This is a genomic window from Jongsikchunia kroppenstedtii DSM 45133, from assembly GCF_000380485.1.
Lineage (GTDB): Bacteria > Actinomycetota > Actinomycetes > Mycobacteriales > Mycobacteriaceae > Jongsikchunia > Jongsikchunia kroppenstedtii.
On sequence record NZ_AQYG01000038.1, the window covers coordinates 44,203 to 65,516 of the forward strand.

Annotated in this window: 1 protein-coding gene (running past both ends of the window); it reads right to left on the reverse strand. The window is 66.5% G+C overall.

Every position in this 21,314-nt window falls within one protein-coding gene, locus G341_RS0104030, for a non-ribosomal peptide synthase/polyketide synthase, read on the reverse strand. The gene is 39,822 nt long; 11,672 of those nucleotides lie to the left of the window and 6,836 to its right, leaving coding positions 6,837-28,150 in view (codon 2,279, partial, through codon 9,384, partial); the first complete codon in reading order (the gene reads right to left) occupies positions 21,311-21,313. Both the start codon and the stop codon lie outside the window.

Sequence of the window (21,314 nt, forward strand, 5' to 3'; positions counted from 1 at the left end):
TGCCCGACAGTCGCGCCAGTAGCGCGGCCAACGCGGCATGGGTGACCATGAACGGCGTCGTGCCGGATTCCTGTGCCGCAGCCCGGATTCGGCCGGCAAGCTCGGCCGGGATCTCGAAGGCGGCCCGAGCGCCGCGCTGACTCGCCCGCGGCGGACGCGGACGGTCGGTCGGCAGATCGATGACATCTGGTAGACCAGCCAGCCGCTCGGTCCAGTAGCCGAGTTGCTGTCCGACAACCGATTCCGGGTCCTCCGGCGAGCCGAGCACCTCGTGCTGCCAGATCGCGTAGTCCGCGTACTGCACCGCCAGCGGAGCGAACTTCGGTTCCATGTTGTCCGCACGGGCTAGATACGCCGTCACGAGATCGCGGATCGTCGGCGTCATCGACTCGCCGTCAGACGCGATGTGATGAGTCACGACCGCCAGCACGTGCTCGTTCTCTGCGGCCTCCCAAACACGCACTCGGATCGGTAGCTGCCGCGTGACGTCGAACCCGGTTACAACTGCTTCCTCGATCTCGGCCTGCGATTCCACGACGCGCCAATCCAGACGCGCCGCAACCGCGGTAGCGCTGACAATGCTCTGATATGGCTGCCCGTCGACTTCCGGGAAGATGGTGCGCAGCGACTCGTGCCGACCGAGCAGGTCAAGCACCGCGGCGTGAAGTGCGTCTATATCGAACGCACCGCTGATCCGAAGCACCGAGGGCAAGTTGTAGGCCCGCGACGACGTGTCCAGCTGGTTGACGAACCACATGCGCTGCTGCGCAAAGGACAACGGGATCCGCTCCGGACGCGGATCGACAGCAACGATCGGAGCCAGCGCGGCATCCTTTCCTATCGATGCCGCAACCAGGGCCCGCACAGTGGGCGCGTCGAACAGGTCGCGCACAGCCAGGCCCACACCGAGCGCTTCACCTGCACGCGCCACAAGACGCATCGCCGACAGCGAGTTACCGCCGACCTCGAAGAAGTCATCGATGACGCTCATCCGCTCGATCCCCAATACGTCGGCGAACGCTTGAGCCACCGCAGTCTCCAGCGGACCTTCCGGCGGTACGAATTCGGCATCGAGTGAACCGAATTCGGGCGCCGGCAATGCCTTACGATCGATCTTTCCCGCAGTGTTCAGCTTGATGTCGTCGAGCACCATCCAGACCGTGGGAACCATGTAGCCCGGAAGTGCCTTAGCCGCAGCAGTCTTGACCGCTGCCAGATCGATCGACTCGCCCGGGGCAGCTGCCATGTATCCGACCAGGTGCTCACCACCGCCCGGCGCGCTCGCCACCGTAACGGCCGCGTGCACCACGCCTGGAGCACCGGCTACGACTGCCTCGATCTCACCGAGTTCGATGCGCTGACCGCGCAGCTTCACCTGGAAGTCGGTGCGGCCCAGGTACTCCAGGCCACCATCAGGCCGTCGCCGCACCAAGTCGCCAGTTCGGTACAGCCGCGCACCGGGCACGCCGTATGGATCAGCGATGAATCGCTCGGCAGTGAGTCCACCGCGGTCGGCATAGCCACGGGCCAACTGCACGCCACCCAGATAGAGCTCGCCGGGGACTCCCACCGGCACTCGCCGCAGACGCGAATCCAGTACGACCGCCGATGAATTCCACATCGGAATACCGATCGGCACCGTCGGATCCTCAGTCGAGATCGCACCGATCTGCTCGTACGTGATCTCGACCGCAGCCTCCGTCGGGCCATACAGGTTGTAGAACAGGATGTTCGGCCAGATCTCACGGACCTGGGCCGCCATCGCCGGCGGCAACGCCTCGCCGGTGCACGACACAGTCCGCACCGAACTCAGCTCGCGGATTCGATCCGCCCCCAGGACCTCCAAGAACACCGAGAGCATCGACGGCACGAAGTGCACCATCGTCGCCCGAGTGCGGGCGATCTCGTCGGCTACATACATCGGCTCAAGGTGCCCGCCGGGCTTCAATACGACCACTGTCGAACCGGCCATCAGCGGCGCGAACAACTCCGGCACCGAACAGTCGAAGGTGTACGGCGTCTTTTGAATCACCCGGTCCGACGGGTCGATCGGCAGTTCATCGAGGCCCCACCAGAGCCGGTTGAGGATCGCCTCATGCGAGAGCGTGACCCCCTTCGGCATACCAGTCGAGCCCGAGGTGAAGAGGGTGTACGCAGCCGAATCACCGTGCAACACAACGCGTTCGGAATCAGCCACCGACACTGCGCCGAGATCCACATCTCCCGTGGCATCGATCCGGAGCAGCGGAACCCCAACCGATGCCGCCGCGGAGACCACGTCTGGCACCTCGGATGGATCCGATACCAGCAACAGCCGGGTACCGGCGGTCGTGAACATGTACTCGGCACGATCGCCCGGCACTGCGGTGTCGATCGGAACGTACTGACCGCCGGCGGTGATGATCGCGTGGATCGCCACCATCATTTCAACAGAGCGCGGAATACACAGCGCCACAGCAACATCCGGCCCAACACCGGCGTCCATCAGCTCCCGGGCAAGGGTGTTCACTCGTGCGCCGAACTCGGCGTACGAGACCTCCCGTTCGCCGAATATCAGCGCGGTTGCATCGGGTGTCCTCGCGATCTGAGCCGCCACGGCCTCCGGGATCGAGGTGATATCCGGGAGTACCCGATCATCGCCGTGCTCGAGAGCTGCCTCAGCCGCGAGATCGTCGTCGGTCAGAATCGACACATCACCGACCGCTGTGGACGGCATAGCAGTCACGCCATCGAGGACCGCGACAAATCGTTTGGCGAACGTCTCGATCGTTCCGTCGTCGAACAGATCGGTCGCGAAGATCACCGAACCGAGCCACGGCTCCCCGTCCGGGTTCAGCGTGATCTTGATGAACATGTCGACCTCAGCGGGGAACGTATCCAGCTCGATCGGTTCGATGCTGAGGCCCGCAATCGAGATATCGATGTCGCGCGCCGACGCGGCAGGATCGAACGACAAGATCGTCTGAGCCAGCGGAGCAAATGCTTCGCTACGGCGCGGGTTGATCGCGTCAACAACCGTCTCAAATGGGACGTTCCCGTGCGCGAACGCCTCGAGATCCGTTGCGCGCACCTGATCCAACAGACTCACGAATGTCATCGCCGGATCGACGGTTGCACGCAATACAAGTGTGTTGATGAACATGCCGATCAGCTCGTCGAGTTCACGCTGACCGCGACCGGCAGTGGGTATGGCTACCGCGATGTCATCAGTCGCGGACAACCGGGCGAGCAGCACCGACAACGCAGCATGCACCACCATGAACGGCGTCACACCATGCGCCGATGCCACTTCGCGGATTCGGCTGGCGACCTCGGCCGGGATGTCGAATCCGGCGACGCGACCGTCATACGTCGCACGCGGCGGGCGCGGGCGGTCTGCCGGAAGCTCGAGCACATCGGGCAGGCCTGCAAGCTGATCGCGCCAGTATTCCAGCTGGCGACCCACTACCGAGCTCGGGTCATCTGGCGATCCGAGCACCTTGTTCTGCCAGATCGCGTAGTCCGAGTACTGGATCGGGAGCGGCGCGAATCGCGGCGCCTGCCCTGCGGACCGCGCGAGGTAGGCCGTCATCAAGTCCTTGATCATCGGACTATGAGACTCACCATCGGAGGCGATGTGATGGGTGACCACCGCGATGACGAACTCTTCCGGTGAGGCCTCCCAAACCCGGATACGGACCGGCCATTGCGTCACCAGATCGAAGCCGGCGGTCAGCGCGTCCTCGATCGCTGCCTGCGAGTCGACTATCGCCCAGTCCAGCCGAGCCGCGATCTCATCCGCCGCCGCGATGCGCTGGTAGGGCCGGCCGTCGACGTCAGGGAAGGTCGTATGCAGTACCTCATGACGAGCAACGAGGTCGATCATCGCGCCGTGGAGTGCATCGACGTCGAACTGACCGCGCACCCGAAGCACCAGTGGCAGGTTGTAGACCGGCGACGTCGGATCCAACCGGTTGATGAACCACATGCGGGTCTGCGAGTACGACAGCGGAATCCGCTCCGGCCGCTCGGTTACCGCCACCACCGGCGGCAACGCCTTTTGTCGCCCCTCGGTCGCGGCGATGAGCCCGCGCACAGTCGGCGCCTGGAAGAGGTCACGCACGGACACGTCAACGTCTAGTGCGGCGGATGCCCGCGCCACGAGACGCATACCGGACAGCGAGTTTCCGCCGAAATCGAAGAAGCTGTCCGTGACACCGATGTCGTCGAGCCCGAGCACCTCGGCGAACACTTCGGCGAGAACCCGTTCGCCCGGCGTCTCCGGAGCAACCGACTCACCGCGGTCGAACACCGGCGCAGGAAGTGCACGCCGGTCGACCTTGCCGGAGGTTGTCTGCGGCAGCGCGTCGAGCACCACCCAAGTGGTGGGACGCATGAACTCGGGCAGTTCACGCGAGACAACTCCGCGGACCACATCGAGATCGATCGTCGCGCCGGCAGCGCCCGAGAGGTAGCCCACGAGCTGTTCTCCTCCGCCCGGAACCGAGGCCACCACCACCGCATAGTGCAAAACGCCCGGAACGCCCGCGAGTACCGACTCGATCTCGCCGAGCTCTATCCGCTGGCCACGCAGTTTGACCTGAAAGTCGGTGCGTCCCAGGTATTCAAGGAGCCCCGATTCGGTCCATCGCGCCCGGTCACCGGTGCGGTACAGACGACTACCCGGCCCGCCGAAGGGCGATGCGACGAAGGTCTCAGCGGTTAGATCCGCCCGCGATGCGTACCCACGCGCAAGCTGGGCCCCGCCCAGGTACATCTCTCCCGGCACGCCTGCCGGCACCGGTTCCAGACGTCCGTCAAGAACATAGACCTGCGAATTCCACACCGGGCTACCGATCGACACGGCGGCATCGAAATCGGTCACCCGCCGATCGGTGATGTCGACAATCGCTTCGGTCGGACCGTACTGGTTGACGATATGGGCGCCGGGGATCGCTTCAGCCAGTCCGCGCGCCAGTGCCGGTGACAGTGCTTCGCCGCCGGAGAAGATTCGACGAAGTGACTGCAGATCCGCCGGATCCGACCCGGTCGCGCCGTCCAGGAAGGCAGCAAGCATCGACGGCACGAACTTCACCGTCGTGACTGCATGCTGCGCGATCAAGCCGGCCAGGTATCGAGGATCGCGATGCCCACCGGACTCGGCGATCACCACCGGTGCACCGGCGTACACCGGGCCGAAGAATTCCCACACGGATGCATCGAAGGTGAACGGCGTCTTCAGGAGGAACACATGCTCACCGTCGCCGTTCGATTCGGTGAACCAGGCGAGCGTGTTACGAAGGCCTGCATGCGAAACGGTGACGCCCTTAGGACGCCCGGTCGATCCTGACGTGAAGAGGGTGTACACCGCATTGTCCGGGCGCACGGGGGCGAGTCGCTCCGACGCCGTAAACAACGAAGCGTCGGGAACCCGAGCATCCGCGTCGACTCCGATGGCCGGAATCTCGTCCGCGATCGCATGACCGTCGACTCGCGCGTCGACAAGCAACAGCTGCACGTCGGCGGTGTCGACCAAATACTTGATGCGATCCGCCGGGAACTCAGGGTCAATCGGCACGTACTGCCCGCCCGCCGCCACAACGGCATGGACTGCCAAGTACTGAGCGAACGAACGGTCGATGCACACGCCAACCGGGGTGTCAGGGCCGACGCCTACCTCGATCAGCTGACGCGCCAATTCGGTTACGCGATCAGCGAACTCGGCATAGGACACGGTGCGTTCATCGAAAATCGCGGCGATCCCGGCGGGATTCGTCCGCGCACGGTCCAGAACCATGTCGGCCAGAACGTGGTCGCGCAATTCAACCGCAGGGCCAGTGGCCCAATCCAGAGCCCGGCTCCGATCCTCGGCCGCCGCGATATCGAGGCCTGCGGAAAGCGTGTCCGGTGCCGCAGTGAACCGTTCCAAGATCTGGACCATCGCACGCAGGTAAACGTCCACCTGCTCGGCATCGAATGCCGATGGCAAGTACTTGAGCTTGAGGAGAATCGTCTCTCCGCTCGGGACGGTGGCGAGGTAGATCGGGTAATGCGTGCCGTCACGGAACTCGATGTCATCGATCGACAGCTCGCCACCGCCGGCGGTATTCGACTTCAGCGACTCGGAATCGATCGGGAACGACTCGTGCAGCGTGAACGTATCGAATCCGGCAGGTCCATCCGCGAGGTCCAGAATCTCCGGAAGGCCCAAGAACTGGTAGTCCAGCACGGTGGCCTTGTCCGACTGCAGCCGAGTCAGGATCTGCCCCATCGACGACGCCGGGTCCACGTCGACCACGACCGGCAGTGTGTTGATGAACAATCCGACGATCGACTCGACGCCGTCGAGCGCGGCCGGGCGTCCGGACACGGTTTCGCCGAAAGTGACGACGCGCTGGCCGGTCAATCTCGACAGCAGCACCGACCACGCGACCTGCAGCACCGTGGCGACGGTCGAGTCATGAGACCTGGCGACCGACTCGATCGCCGCGACCAGAGCCGCGTCGAGCCGTGCTTCGCGGTACTGCGGCAGCAGGCCCGTGGTGGCCTCGATTTCTGGAGCCACCAGCGTTGGTCCGTCGGCGCCTGACATGATCTCGCGCCAGGCATTCCGGCCCGCAGCCGCGTCTTGACTCGCAATGAACCGCAGGAACGACGAGAAGTCGGCAGACTCCGCGCCGCCGGCCTCGCCGGTATACGGGGATCCGGTGAGGTAGAGCGCCAACATGTCGGCCATGACCAGCGGTCCCGACCAGCCGTCGATGACGATGTGGTGATTGGTCACGATCAACCGCGAGACGGAGCCACTTCGCACCAGCACGAAACGGATCAATGGAGGCCGAGCCAGGTCGAACGGGCGCACCCGCTCGGCGTCCGCGGCCGCTGTCACTGGGTCCGCCAGGCCTGCGGGGTCATCGACGTCGAGCACAGTCCACTGCGGCTCCATGCGATCACTCACCACTGCGACGATCTCGCCACTCGGCGCTGATACGAAAGCTGAACGGAGGGCGCTATGCCGGGCCATGACACCGCGGGCCGCCTCATGGAGTCGGTCCGCGTCGACGTCGCCGCCGAGTGTGATCACGATCTGCGTGGTATAGACGTCGACGACGTCATCATCGGCGGCAGCGACCAGCGACTGGAAGTACATTCCGCGCTGCAGCGGCGCCAGCGACCACACCTCGGAGCCCGGGTAATTGCGTTCGAGCACATCGAGATCGTGCTGAGTGAGGTCCGCGCCGGGCACGTCCGACGGCGAAAGCCCCAACGCCGCTTCGCGGTCGACAGTCGATGCGGCCGTGGCGAGTTCGGTCTCCCACCGCTGCGCGATGTTTTCCACGTCCGCAGGGTCAAGCACGCCCCGCGGAAAACGCAGATCTGCCCAGATTCGACGACCGCGTGAGCCCGCCGAAGTGCCAGCATTGATCGACAGCGCAGCCAACGCAACCATGTCACCGCTGACCGACGGGGGGAACGCGGGCGAATCGGTGCTCATGAACGGCAGTTCGACAGCAGGTGTGTCACCGCCGGCCGAACCCGCGCCCAGGAAGTTGAAAATGATCGATGGAAGCGGCCGATCGGCCAGCTCGGTGCGGGCCGTGTAACGAAGCAGGCCAAATCCAACGCCGGCATCAGGCAGGCCGAGCCGCTCCTCTTTCGCGGCTTTCATCGCATGGACGATGTCTGCCGACGGGTCGACCGACATCGGCGCGATGGATGTGAACCAGCCAACCGAACGCGACAGATCCGCGCGGTGTGGTTCCGGCATGGCCTCCAGGAGTTCCTCGGTGCGGCCATGGGTCTCGAGCAGTATGGACACCGGTGAGCGGTCGTCTATGCCGCGGTCGACCTGCCAGCCACGGACGGCGCGCGCGAGGGCGCCAAGCAGCACATCGTTGACATTGCCTTGGAGGGCGGCCGGAACCGCGCCGAGCACCTTCTCGGTGAGAGCAACAGACAGCGTGTGCAGCACCGACGAGGACGCCGAATCGCGGTCGCGGGAACGACTCAATGCTGCACCAAATGATGTGGGATGCACCGGCATACGACTCAGCCAGTAGTCCAGTTCGTCGAATCGACTATCTGCCTGCTGCGCCAACGCCGAAGCCCACGCGCGCGCCGAAGTGCCCTCAGGTCGCAGGGAGATCTCGCTATCTTCAGCGACCTGGGCCCATCCGGTGACCAGGTCCTCAATGATCGCGCGCCAGGACACTGCGTCGACGCCGAGGTGATGGATGACAATGACCACTCGACCCGCACCGGACGGAGCTGTGACATGAACCGCCTGGACCAGTGCGCCGACAGACGGATCAAGCCGACCCGCGGCTTCCGCATGCGCACGGCGTAGCGCGTTGTCGAACTCCGGTGTACCGATGTCTCCGTCGGCACCGAGGTGAGCGACGGCCGCCGATGCATCGAATGGCGTACCTGAGACCAGCACCCACTCGCCCGACACGTCTGTCAACCGTGCCGACAGCATCGGGTGCGTCCGAACTACGGCATCGACGAGTCGAGCGAGATCGCTGAGCCGCAAGGTTTCCGGCGCCACGACCACCGCAGTCTGTGAGAAGTCCGCGAAGTCCGCCGCTCGCTCCGAGTGCTCTACCATCCAGGCGACGACCGGCGGAATCACGACTGGACCGCTGCCTCCACCGGGAAGCTCCGGCAGCATCGGCAGCGCCGCGGCACTCTGTCCGGCGGCCGTCGCGATGGCGCGGATCGTCTTGTGCTCGAAGATGTCTCGCGGCGACAGATCGATCCCGGCGGCCCGGGCGGCGGACGCCAGCTGGATCGACATGATCGAATCGCCGCCCAAGGCGAAGAACGACTCGGTGACGCTGACCCGCTCGACGCCGAGGAGGCCACCGATGATCGCGGCCAGCTGCTCTTCGGCCTGCGTCGCGGGCGCCTCGTATTCCTGCTCGATCGCGGCGAAATCCGGCGCGGGCAGTGCCCGGCGGTCGAGCTTGCCCGCGGAGTTGAGAGCGATGTTGTCGAGCACCACCCACACGGTCGGCTGCATGTACACCGGGAGCGACTGCGCCGCCGCGGCTTTCACCGCGTCGAGGTCGACCGACGCCGGCGACAGGTAGGCAACGAGATGCTGGGCACCGGTCGGCGCCGACGCGACCGTCGCCGCGGTGTGCACCACACCCGGAACGGTCGCGAGGACCGACTCGATCTCGCCCAGTTCGATGCGCTGACCGCGCAGCTTCACCTGGAAGTCGGTGCGACCGAGGTATTCGATCTCGCCCGCATCGTTCCAGCGCACCAGGTCGCCGGTGCGGTACAGCCGGGCACCCGGCTCACCGAACGGATCGGCGACGAACCGGTCCGCGGTCTGACCCGGAGCCGCCGCGTACCCGCGGGCGATCTGGACGCCGCCGAGATACAGCTCGCCCGGCACCCCGGGCGGAGTCATCTGCAGCCGCGAATCCAGGACATACGTCCCGGTGTTCCACACCGGGCGGCCGATGGTGACGGTGTCGCCGACCCGCGTCACATCCGAATACGAGACTTCGACGGCTGCCTCGGTCGGGCCGAAGAGGTTGTGGATCCCGACCCCTGGCAGTAGTTCATGCGTCTTGTGCACCACTGCGGCGGGCAGCGCCTCACCCGAGGCGAAGACCCACTTCAGCTCGGTGAGCCCGGCGAGCCGGTCCGGGTCGACGACGTCAACGAACACCGACAGCATCGACGGCACGAAGTGCACCGAGGTGGCGGCGGACTGCTCCAGCAGGTCGATCAGATACGCCGGATCGGCATGGCCGCCGGGAGCGGCGACCACGATCGAGGCGCCGACCATCAACGGCGCGAACAACTCCGGCACCGACACGTCGAACGTGTACGGCGTCTTCTGCACGATGCGATCGGCCGGGCCCCAGCCGTACTCGCCGAGACCCCACCACAGGCGGTTCAGCACCGACCGTGCGGACACCGTCACACCCTTGGGCCGACCGGTCGAGCCCGAGGTGAACAGCGTGTACAGGGCGTGGTCGAGGCCGATCGGCGCCAGCCGCTCGGCATCGGTGACCGGCGGTGTCTGCAGATCCACCGGTCCGTCGGCCGTGACCTCGTGAACGCCGATCCCCTCGGCCAGCGCGGCCGACCGGACGTCGACACCGGCGTCGCCGCCGGTCGTCAAGAGCACCTTCACGGCCGCGGTGGCCAGCATGTACTCGGCGCGATCAGTCGGCGCTTCGGTGTCGACCGGGACATACTGTCCGCCCGCGGCGATCACCGCGTGGATCGCGACGACCATCTCGATCGAGCGCGGCATGCACACTGCCACAGCGGTTTCCGGCCCGACACCCAGCGCGATCAGCTCGCGCGCCAGTGCGTTGACCCGCGCGGAGAACTCGTCGTAGCGAACTTCGCGGCCACCGAACCGGAGCGCGACAGCGTCCGGAGTGCGCACTGTCTGCGCGGTCAGCAGCTCCGGCAGATGCGCCGGCGAGACATCGATCTGACGTCCCGTCGAACGACCCGCGATCACGGCCTTCTCGCCCGATGTCACCAGATCGACGTCGCCGATGACTCGCTGCGGAGCCGCGGTCAACGCACCGACGAGCGCCAGGAAGCGGTCGATCACCGTGCGCACGGTGGATTCGTCGAAGAGATCGGTCGCGTAGATCGCGATGCCGGTCCAGCCGGCGGCACTGTCGGTGGCGGTGATGCCGACGGTCAGGTCGACCTGCGCGCTCACCGTCGGCGCGGTCAGCGGCTCGATCCGTATACCGGCGGCATCGATTCCCGCGGGCTGCGCGGCGGCATGATCGAGCGTCAGCATGACCTGCGCCAGCGGCGCGAAAGCCTCGGACCGAACGGGTTTCAGAGCGTCGACCAACGTTTCGAAGGGCACGTCGGCATGCGCGTACGCGTCGAGATCGACGCCGCGGGTCTGCTCCAGCAGGCTCGCGAACGACCGGCTCGGATCGACCTCGGTACGCAGCACCAGGGTGTTGACGAACATGCCGACCAACGGATCGATCGCGGCCTGACCGCGGCCCGCGATCGGCGTCGCGACCGCGATGTCGCCGGTGGCCGACAGCCGCGCCAGCAGCGCCGCGAGAGCGGCGTGGACCACCATGAACGGGGTCGAGCCGGTCGTGCGCGCCACCCCCGCGATCCGCTCGGCGATCTCCGGCGCGATGTCGAATTCGATCTTCGCGCCGGCGTTGCTCGCGATCGCGGGCCGCGGCCGATCGGCCGGCAGGTCGAGGACGTCCGGCAGCGACGACAACTGCTTGGTCCAGTAGGCCAGCTGACGGGCGACCACCGACTCGGCGTCGTCGGCCGAGCCCAGCACCTCGTGCTGCCAGATCGCATAGTCCGCGAATTGAACTGCGAGCGGGGCGAATTCCGGTCGATGACCCTCGTGGCGAGCCAGGTATGCGGTCACCATGTCCGCGACCAGCGGACCCATCGACTCGCCGTCGGCACCGATGTGATGCGCCACCACGGCGAGCACCCAGGTCCCGGGCGCGTCCGGCCAGAGCCGGAAGCGGATCGGCGGCTGCGTGCTCACGTCGAATCCGGTGGTGATCGCGTCCTGGATCTCCTGCTGCGACTGCACGATTCGCCAGTCCAGCTGTTCGGCGATGCCGTCCGCCGAACCGACGAGCTGCTGCGGCGCGCCATTCACCGACGGGAAGGTGGTCCGCAGAATCTCGTGTCGACCGACCACATCGATGACGGCAGCATGCAGCGCGTCGAGGTCGACATCGCCGGTGAGGCGCAGCACCGCAGGGATGTTGTAAGTCGGCAGCGACGGGTCGAACTGGTTGATGAACCACATCCGCTGCTGTGCGAAAGACAACGGGATGGTTTCCGGGCGCGGCACCACCGCGGTGATCGGCGGCAACGCCTCGACGCCGTTCGCCGACCTCTCCGCAAGCTCACGCACGGAGGACGCCTCGAACACGTCGCGCACCGATACCTCGACCCCGAGCGCATCGCCCGCCCGGGCGGCCAGGCGCATCGCCGACAGCGAGTTACCACCGAGATCGAAAAACGACTCGGTGACGCTGACCTCTTCCACGCCCAGCACATCGGCGAATGCCGCGGCCAGGGCGATCTCGCTGTCTCCCTCGGGAGCCACGAATTCGGTGCTGACGACAGCGAAGTCGGGTACCGGCAGGGCCTTGCGGTCCAGCTTGCCGGTGCTGCCTAGAACGACGTCATCCAGCCCGACCCAAACGTCAGGAATCATGTAGGACGGCAACGCCTTCGACATCGCCTCCTTGATGGTGCCGGTATCGACCGATGCCGGCGAGAAATAGCCGACCAGCTGCTGACCGCCGTCATGGCTGTCGCGCACCCCCACCGCCGCGTGAACCACACCGGGTACCGAACCGAGTACGGCCTCGATCTCGCCGAGCTCCAGCCGCTGGCCGCGGAGCTTTACCTGGAAGTCCGTGCGCCCCAGGTACTCGATCTCATCAGCCCCGTTCCAGCGCACCAGGTCTCCGGTGCGATACAGCCGCGCGCCCGGCTCCGAGGCAAAAGGGTTCGCGACGAACCGGTCGGCGGTGAGATCGCCGCGCGACGCGTATCCACGTGCCAGCTGTACACCCCCGAGATATAGTTCGCCCGGGACACCGACCGGCGTTGGCCGTAAACGCGAATCAAGCACATACGCCTGGGTATTCGCCACCGGTCGGCCGATGGAGATCGACGTGTCATCCCGATGCACCTCACGGGCAGTGACATCCACCGCAGCCTCGGTCGGTCCATACAGGTTGACCAGCCGCACCGTTGGCAGAACGTCGAGGACCCCCTGTGCCGGGCTCAGTGTCAGTGCCTCACCAGACGCAAAAACCAACGACAACGACGTCAAGCTCGCGAGCCGGTCAGCGCCCATTACGTCGATGAACGCCGAGAGCATCGATGGCACGAAGTGAATCACCGTCACCCGACTTGTCGCGATCAGGTCGGCGAGATGGTCGGCGTCGCCGTGGCGCTGCGGCTCGGCGACGATTACTCGGGCGCCGATCATGACAGGCAGCAGCAGCTCCCACACCGAGACATCGAACGTGTACGGCGTCTTCTGCAGGAAAACGTCACGCCCGGTCAATTCGTAACGGTCACGCATCCAGTCGAGACGATTGATCACGGCTCGATGCGAGACTGTCACCCCCTTCGGGCGACCTGTCGATCCTGACGTGAACAACGTATAAGCTGCGTGCGAATCCCGAAGCGGGGCCAGACGATCGGCATCGGTGACCGGCTCGACAGCCGGATCCACCTCCGCCTCGGAGTCGACCTCGATCAACCGGACGTCGACCCCCGCAATACCCGTCGGCACCACACCGGCCGCCACAAGAGCCAGCTGCGCACATGCGGTATCCACCATGTATGCCGCCCGCTCGGGGGGCGCCGCCGTGTCGATCGGCACGTACTGGCCGCCTGCGGCAAGGACTGCGTGGATTGCAATCATCATCTCGATACCGCGATCGATGCACACCACTACCGCGTCATCCGGACCGATACCAAACGAGATGAGCTCACGCGCAAGGATATTGACCCGGGCCGCAAACTCTGCGTATGAAAGTTCACGACCGGAACACGTCACCGCCACGCGCTTCGGCGAACGAATCGCCTGCGCGGTCACCAGATCCGCCACCGTTCCTTGTGGCACTTCAACCGCTGGCCCGGTCGAAATCTCCAGCATTCGATCGGCCGAATCGTCAGACAGCCACAACGCGTCCCCGACCGGCACGGTCGGATCCGCCGTCAGTTCAGACAGCAACAAGACGAGTCGATCCATCATCGATTCGACCGTGCCGACATCGAAGAGATCAGTCGCAAAGATCGCCGAGCCACGCCAGGCGCCGGTAGCCGCGGTGGCTACCGTGACCGAAAGATCCAGTTGTGCCGGGACCATCGGCGGATCCATCGGTTCGACGCGCAGCCCTGCGACGGTGGTCGGCGCATCACCAGCCGATGCTGCCGGATCGAACGACAACATCACCTGTGCCAACGGCGAAAATGCTTCGGACCGCACCGGATCCAGGGCTTCGACCACAGACTCGAACGGAACGTCAGCATGCGCGAACGCATTCAGGTCGGTTACGCGAACCTGTTCAAGCAACTGGTCGAACGACCGCCCGACATCCACCCGCGCCCGCAGCACCAGGGTGTTCACGAACATGCCGACGATCGGGTCGAGCACCGCCTGGCCACGACCGGAGATCGGGGTGGCTACCGCGATGTCGTCCGTCGCGGACAGCCGAGCCAGCAACACCGCCAGCGCGCCATGTACCACCATGAACGGGGTCATCCCGTGCGCTTGTGCAACCTCGGTGATGCGGTCGACGACCTCCGCGGGGATCTCGAACGTGATGTCGTCGCCGCGATGCGAGGCGACGGCCGGCCGCGGACGATCCGCAGGCAGCTCCAATACTGCCGGGAGTCCGAGCAGCTGCGACTTCCAATACTCGACCTGTTGTGCAACAACAGAATTCGGGTCACTGACGGAACCGAGAACTCGATGCTGCCAGATCGCGTAATCGCCGAATTGGACTGGCATCGGCGAGAACTCCGGTGCGTCGCCCGAAACGCGGGCCGCGTACGCCGCCACCAGGTCCGAAATCAGCGGAGCCAGCGATTCTCCATCGGCACCGGCGTGGTGCACGACCACAGCAAGAACAGTCTCATTCGCGCTGCGCCGCCATACGCGCACGCGCAGTGGCCACTCTGAGGTGAGGTTGAAACCTGTTGTCGCGGCGGTCACCAGGTCTGCCTGCGAGGCGACGACATCGAATATGCCACGCCTGCCGTACTCGGCGAGGTCGCCGACCAGCTGTTGCGGCTCGCCGTCGAGCGCAGGGAACGACGTCCGCAACACTTCATGACGCTCAATGACGTCACGGACCGCGACGCGTAGCGCCGCAATATCGAGCTCACCCATCAGCTGCAGCACGGCGGGAATGTTGTATGTCGGCTGATCCGGCTCGAATTGGTTGATGAACCACATCCGCTGCTGTGCGAACGACAACGGAATCCGCTGCGGCCGCGGCGATACCGCGACGACGGGCGCCAACGCCGCCGCATTGCCGGCGACCTTGATCGCCAACTCACGCACCGACGGCGCCTCGAACACGTCCCGGACCGACACCTCGACCCCGAGCGCGTCAGCCACCCGCGCCGCCAGGCGCGTCGCGGACAGCGAGTTGCCGCCCAGGTCGAAGAAGCTTGTCGTCACACTGATCTCGTCGATCCCGAGCACATCGGCGAATACCTGCGCCACAACCGTCTCATCGGCGGTCGCTGGCTCGACGATCTCGTCGACCATGACAACCGCATCCGGCAGCGGCAACGCATCCCGGTCCAACTTGCCGTTCGCGGTCAGTGGCAGCATCGACACCGTCATGATCAGGTCGGGCACCATATAGCCGGGCACAAACCGACCCACAGCCGCCCGCACATCCGCCGAATCGGGCTCGGGTGCACCGGCTTCCGGAATCACATAACCGATCAGCTGCTCCCCCCGGCCGGGCAGCTCGACGACCCGAGCGGCGCCGGCCGTGATGCCGTCGACACTCAACAGCGCGGCCTCGATCTCACCGAACTCGATGCGATAGCCACGCAACTGAACCTGCGCATCGCCGCGCCCGAAGTATTCGATGTCATCGCCGACGCGCCGCGCGAGGTCACCGGTGCGGTACATCCGGGTCCCGGCCAGCCCATACGGCGACGCCACGAACCGGGTGGCGCTCAGTTCGGCGCGATCAAGATAAGACTGCGCCAACTGGCCACCGGCGACATACATTTCGCCGACGACGCCCTCGGGCACCGGCCGCAGGCGGTCGTCGAGGACGTGGATCGCCAACGACGACAGCGGCCGGCCGATGAAGCTCGCATCGTTCGCGCCGACCGTCGCCCGGTCGAGCGGCCGGTAGCTGACATGCACCGTGGTTTCGGTGATGCCATACATGTTGACCAACTGCGCCGTGTCCGCCGGGTTGTCGTCGAACCAGCGCCGCACCTGGTCGAAGCTCAGCGCCTCGCCACCGAACACGATGTAGCGCAACGACAGCGGCATCGCCGAGGCGCGTCGACGCGCCTCGGCGAGCTGATAGAACGCGGACGGCGTCTGGCTGAGCACGGTCACGCCCTCGCGCGACAGCAACGCCAGGAATTCCTCCGGCGCCCGCGCCACATCGCGGTCGATCAGCAGCAGCCGACCGCCGGACAGCAGCGGGCCCCACAGCTCCCACACCGAGAAATCGAATGCATAGGAGTGGAACATCGTCCACACGTCATCGGAACGGAACTCGAAGTCCTCCGCGGCCGCGTCCATCAGGGTGACGACGTCACGATGCGTGACTTCCACACCCTTCGGGCGACCGGTCGAACCCGAGGTGTAGATCACGTAGGCCCGCGAATCCGCGAGCGCCGCACTGCCTTCGAACGGCTGCGCCGCACCTTCGGCAACCAGGTCGGCCACCGTCGCGACCGCCACCGAACCGTCGAGCTCGCCCCACAGCCCCAGCCCGGCGGTGGACTCGTCCGTGACCACCGCGGTCGGAGCCGCGTCGGAGACGATGAACTTCAGGCGCTCGACCGGGTTCGTCGTGTCCAACGGCAGATACCCGGCACCCGCCCGCAGCACGCCCAGGATCGCGACGACCAGGTCGGCCGTGCGCGCCGGCGCCACCGCGACCAGATCGCCCGGCCGGACACCCCGACCGCGCAGCGCCGCGGCCGCGGCCGCCGACCGCTCCGACAGTTCGCGATAGCTCAGAGTGCGCACCGGATCGGTGACCGCGGGACTGTCGGCGAAGGCCTGCGCGCGCGCGTCGAACAGCTCGACCAGCGTCCGCCCCGAATGGGCGGTGTCCACGCGCGGAAGCGTCAGTGTGCGAACGTATTCGGCCTCGTCGGCGAGACTGATCGCCGACACCGTCGTCGCCGGATCGGTCGCCAGCGCCCGCAGAATCCTGACGAGTGCATCGGCGAAGATGCCGACCTGTCGATCGCTGAACGCGGCCGGTAGATACTTCAGCTTCAGCTCGAATCGGCCACCGGTGACACCGGTGACGAGATTCAGCGGATAGTGCGTGGCATCGGTCGCCTGCAGGTCCTTGACCTCCAGGCCGCCGACACCCCCGCTCTGCTTGAGGGATTCGGAGTCGACCGGGTACGACTCGTGCACCGCCAGGGTGTCGAACAATTGGCCGCCGCCGACCAGTGACATCAGATCCGGGATGCCGATGTGCTGATGATCGAGCACGGCCACCTTGGACGCCTGCAGCCGGTCGAGCACCTGCGCGATCGATGCGGTCGGGTCGACGTCGACCACCGCGGGCAGCGTGTTGATGAACAGACCGACCATCGATCCGACCCCGTCGAGATCGGCGGGGCGACCGGAGACGGTCTCTCCGAAGGCGACGACGCGATCACCGGTGATTCGCGACAGCAGGACGGCCCAGGCGAACTGCATGACCGTCGAGACCGTGACGCCGCGGGTCCGGGTGAGTTCCTCGATGGCATCGCTGAGCTCGGAGTCGAGCATCGTCGAGTGGTCGCGGGGCAGCTGGCCTGCGGTGGCCTCCAGGCCCGGCGCGACCAGGGTCGGCCCGTCGATGATATCGAGCACGGACCGCCAGGCCTCGATGCCGGCCGCGCGATCGGACCGAGCGATGTAACGCAGGTAGTCCGCGTAGTCGCCGCCGGCGCTGTTCATCGTGCCGGTGTATGTGCGGCCCGTCGTGTAGATCGCGAACAGGTCGGCCAGGATCAGCGGGCTCGACCAGCCGTCGATCAGAATGTGGTGACTGGTGACGACCAGTGTCGACTCGGATCCGTTGCGCACCAAAATGAATCGCATGAGGGGTGCGGATTCGAGGTCAAAGGGCAGCGCCCGCTGCGTCCGGGCGATCTCCTCGATCCGCGCCGCCGCATCGGCGTCGCCCGGATCGATGTCGACGATCTGCCAGGGCACATCCACCGACTCCGGGATCACGGCGACGACATCGCCGCCACCGACCCGGACATAGGAAGACCGCAGCACCCGATGCTCGACGAACACCTGCTCGACCGCGGCATGCAGCCGCTCGGCATCGACGACGCCGCCGAGCGTCAGGACCGCCTGCGCCACATAGACATCGACCGCGCCGTGCTGTCGACCGCCGGCCGCCAGCTCCGCCTGGAACTGCAGGCCGCGCTGCAGCGGAGACAGGGGCCACACATCCGCCCTCGGGAACCGCCGGGCCAGCTCGTCCAGGTCGTCCTGCGTCAGCTGCGCGCCGACCACATCGGACGGTGACAGACCCGGATCACCCTCGCGGACAACCGAATCGACCACGGCCGACAGCTCGCCCTGCCAGCGCTGCGCCAGATCGGCAACGGCATCGGCGTCCAGCACCGATGCCGGGAAGCCGAACTCGGCGCGGAACTCACGCCCCTGATCGGTGATCGTGGTACCGGCGTTGATGGTGATGATCGCCGGCACCACCATCGCGCCATCGACGCTTCCGGGCAGTCGCGGGGCGTCCGGGTCCGGCATGAAGTCGCCCGGGCCGTCCGCGGCGAGGTCTCCCCCGCCGGCGACGTTGCCGAGGTAGTTGAATGCGATACTCGGCAGCGGCCGCCGGGACAGCTCGGTGTCGGTGCTGTAGCGCAGCAGACCGTAGCCGATGCCGTTGTCCGGCTGCGCGACTCGTTCTTCCTTGGCGGCCTTCACGGTCCGGATGACGTCGCCGTCGACATCGATCGACATCGGCGCCACCGTGGTGAACCAGCCGACCGTGCGGGACAGATCGGCGCTCCGCGGTGCCGAGCCCCCAAGCAGTGCCTCCTCGTACCGGCCGTGGCCTTCGAGAAGCATGGTGACCGGCCGCTCGTCGGCGATGCCGCGATCGCGCTGCCACGACCGCACCGCCCGGGCCAGCGCAGCCACCAGCGCGTCGTTGACGTTGCCGCGGAACGCCGTCGGGATGGCCGACAGCAGCGGCTCGGTGATCTCGGCCGGAATCCGCTGCACGACGACGGACGCCGTCGCGGCGCGGTCGCGGCCGCGATCGATCTCGACGCCGAAGTCGGTCGGCCGTTCGGGCGACCGCGCGAGCCAGTAGCCGAGTTCGCCGCGCCGGTCGTCGGCCAGTTCGGCGAGCGCGCCGGCGAATGCCCGCTGCGACGTGTTCTCGGGCCGCAGGGCGTACTCCTGGCCGCCGAGCCGCTGACCCCAACCGGTCAGCAGATCTTCGATGATCGGGCGCCAGGAGACCGCGTCCACACCCAGGTGATGAATCACCAGAACCAGTCGCTGCTGTCCGGCCGGATCGGTGACCAGCACCGCCTGCACGAGACGACCCGCCGCCGGGTCCAGCCGGCCCGATGCCTCCACGAATGCGGTCTGCAGCACGTCCGCGAAGGAATCGCCGGACACGGCGATGTCGGTATGCATCTCCGTCACGGCGGCGGCCGCGTCGAACTCCGCTGCGCCGGAGACCAATTCCCATTCCGCACCATTGCGCGACAACGAGGCGCCGAGCATCGGGTGCACGGCGACGGCCGCGGACAGCACGTCCCGCAGGCCATCGAGTGTCAGCTCGCGCGGGGCAACGAGGACCATCGACTGCGAGAAGTCGGCGAAATCGGCTGCCGTATCGGCCTGTTCGAGCATGTAGTGCACGATCGGCGGCACCGGCATGGCGCCCGCGCCGCCGCCCTGCGGCTCCTCCAGCACCGGCACCGCGGCGCCACGGCCGCTGATCGCGCGCGCCATCGACCGAATCGACTTGTGCTCGAAGATGTCTCGGGGCGAGATCTCGATCCCCGCCGCCCGCGCCGCGGACGCCAGCTGAATCGACATGATCGAATCGCCGCCGAGCGCGAAGAACGACTCGGTGACGCTCACCCGTTCCAGCCCGAGCAGACCCGTCATGATCGCGGCCAGCTGCTGTTCGGCCGGGGTCTCGGGGGCGACGTAGTCGACGTCGACAGCGAGCTTCGGGGTCGGCAGCGCCCGCCGGTCGAGCTTTCCGACCGGCGTCAACGGCAGAGCGTCGAGCGGGGTGATGCTGCCCGGCACCATGTACAGCGGCAAGCGGGTTCCGACATGCTCGCGCAGGGCCGCCATGTCGACGTCGGACCGCAGCACAACATAGGCCGACAGCGTCGCCACGACCGACTCACCGCTTCCGGCGAGCTCACCGTCGGCACGGACGCCGACCACCACCGCGGTATCGACCGCCGGATGTTGACTGAGAGCGGACTCGATCTCGCCCAATTCGATACGCAGACCACGCAGCTTGATCTGATCGTCGCTGCGCCCGCCGTATCCGATCGACAGCACGCCGTCATCCGCGCGCATCCACCGCACGACGTCGCCGGTGCGGTACATCCGGTCGCCCGGTGCGCCATACGGATCGGTGACGAAACGCTCGGCGGTGAGACCCGGTCGATCGAGATAGCCGCGCGAGAGGCCCATGCCCGTCACATAGAGCTCGCCGAGGACGCCCACCGGCACCGGACGCAGGCGGTTGTCCAGCACCTGCAGGCCGATTCCGTTGATCGGCGGCCCGGTGAGGACCGGCGCCCCCTCGGTCATCGGCGGGCTGATCGTCACTCCGATGGTCGTCTCGGTGGGGCCGTACAGGTTCTGCAGGCGGACCGATCGGGACCACTGATCCTTCAGCGTCTCCGGAACCGCCTCGCCGCCGGCGTACACGGTTCGCAGCGCGGGCAATTCGGTGGGGTCGAGCGACGCCAAGACGGTCGGCGTCAGGAAGGTATGAGTGATCCGGCTCGCCTGGATGTACTCCTGCAGCGGCGGGCCCGCCACAGCGTCTGCCGGTCGGTACACCAGCGTGCCGCCCACGGTGAACGCCAGCAGATACTCCAGCACCGAGGCGTCGAAGCTGGGTGAGGCGAATCCGAGCACGCGCGACTGCGCGTCGGCCTGCGAACGGACCGCTTCCTCGACGCCGAAGTTGCGCAGTCCCCGGTGGGTGACGCTGACCCCCTTGGGCCGACCCGTCGAGCCCGACGTGTAGATCACGTAAGCGACATTGTCGATGCGCGGCTGTCCATGAAGATCGTTGGCCGCCACCGGTTCCGCCCGTTCGGCCGTGATGTCCGCGCTGATCTCCGGGGCGTCAAGCGTGATCCAGTCGAAGTGCGCGGTGACATCACCGGCGGCCGCGTTCGTCAGGCCGATCGTCGCGCCCGAATCCTCGATCATGTTCGCAACACGATCGGCCGGATAGTCCGGGTCGATCGGCACATAGCCGGCACCGCACTTGGCGACGGCCCAGATCGCGATCATCAGGTCGACCGATCGCGGAACCGCCAGTGCCACCAACGTTTCCACCCCGACACCGCGGCGC